The sequence below is a fragment of the Bacteroides sp. AM16-13 genome, from assembly GCF_003602705.1.
In the GTDB taxonomy this organism is placed as follows: domain Bacteria; phylum Bacteroidota; class Bacteroidia; order Bacteroidales; family Bacteroidaceae; genus Bacteroides; species Bacteroides xylanisolvens.
Genome location: NZ_QTLK01000028.1, coordinates 83,909 through 85,506 on the forward strand (window position 1 = coordinate 83,909; position 1,598 = coordinate 85,506).

At 41.6% G+C, this 1,598-nt stretch carries 1 protein-coding gene; it reads right to left on the reverse strand.

Annotated elements, in window-relative coordinates:
• Nucleotides 1-144: 144 nt before the first annotated feature.
• Nucleotides 145-1,503, reverse strand: a complete 1,359-nt coding sequence (locus tag DW173_RS19630; RefSeq protein ID WP_120145042.1) for a transposase — start codon at nucleotides 1,501-1,503, stop codon at nucleotides 145-147.
• Nucleotides 1,504-1,598 lie beyond the last annotated feature (95 nt).

The following is a 1,598-nucleotide window of genomic DNA, read 5'->3' on the forward strand; positions in this document are numbered from 1 at the left end:
TTCGTTCAACTCTCCCAGTCTTCTATCTTTTTTGTAGAATATTGTTTACATATCCTTGTTTTTTCCTTCCCACCCATACATTATGTACATGTCTTTTTCAGGGGAAGTTAAAACCTCTCCTCTTTTCCTGTTATTTTGGTCCGATTATGCTGCCTTTCTTTTTTTCCTTTCGACCTTTTCTATCATACATACCGCATTGGCTGTATGTATCCCAAAGAAAATCCAAAGCACTTCCGTTTTTCTGTTTCTAGCTTTTATCCTAGCTAGTGAGTAATGTTGTTTCTGCGTTCCAAAGCTTCCTTCCAGGCGGGTAGCTCTTTCACGGCTGAGTTCCGAGCGTAAGATCTTTCGAAGTGGTTCATCTTTGGCAGCTCTGCCCTTACGTTTAAAGGAAGTACTTATATGATATTTAGTACAAAATTTCCGGTTGGCATTATTGGCATAGATTGAATCCGCAGCAAGTGCCTTAACCCTAACCCCGGTCAGTTGTCGGTGCAGATGAATACAGTTTTTCAAACGTATTCCTTCGTTATAAGCCTTAAAGGAAATATGTTCTATAAAGGAGATTCCGTCTATCTGTATATTATTGACCTTGGCTCCGAATTCAACGGATTTGGTTTCCTTGCCTCTGACAATGGGGCGAAGGTAATGCCGGTCGATACTCACGATACGGTCAGATACTTTTTTGCCGGCAAATAAATTCTTCCCTTGCTCAAGGACCGTCTGTATGACTGAAAAACGTCTTTGGTAATCAGAGGATAGTGTAAGCCTGTCCCTGTAAGATGAATGAAGCTGCCCTAGTTGGTCCAGTAACTTTTCCAATAACTGAAGTAACCTGCGTGTAATCATGCGGGTTTTCGATTTCTTGCGTTTACGCAGCTTACTGTAAGCAAGATAGGCACGGCTTACGTCAAGATACTTGTTACGGGGACGTTGTATGTGCAATGTCCGGCAATGTTGGCACAGATGACGATGAAGCCATGCAATACCTTCCCATAAGAGTTTGACATCAGTAGGGAAACGCAGATGGCTTTCATAACAGGTGGCATCGGTCATACAAACATGAAGGTTCTCAAGATAAGGTTTCCAATGCTCGGCAAGAATAAGCTGCAGCGACTCAATGTCAAGGCGATCCGACAGTTCCTGACGAATCGCACTGATAATTTTAGGATTGGTCAGTGGATGAAGAGGATCAATCTGAACACCACAGAACAACTGGTAATGAATATTACCGTTTAAATGTTCAATCAGTTGTGCATCGGAAAAGTTGGTATAGGACTTCAGAACCATCAAGGCTATTTTACCCTCAGGAGAAAAATAACTTTTACGACCCAAAGAAGAGGATTTCAAATGCATTTGTCGGGCCAGCTCCGAGAAAGGAAACAGAGCATGGAGGCGACCTAATTCACTCGTTGCAAAACTTTGACGATATTTTTTTAGCATATCGAACTCGGTAAAACCTAAACGAGGTTCGATTTCTGAGATTTTTTGTATCTTTACCATGTGTTTTTATTTTAGATTACCCCCGTTTTGGCCGTCAAACCGTTTTTGGGGGGAATGCTTAAAGATACAAAAAAGGCAACTAACTCGCAATGAAT

What these genes read in the sequence shown, in the direction of transcription:
- DW173_RS19630 (WP_120145042.1), bottom strand. Translation starts at nt 1,503, where the DNA reads ATGGTAAAGATACAAAAAATCTCAGAAATCGAACCTCGTTTAGGTTTT.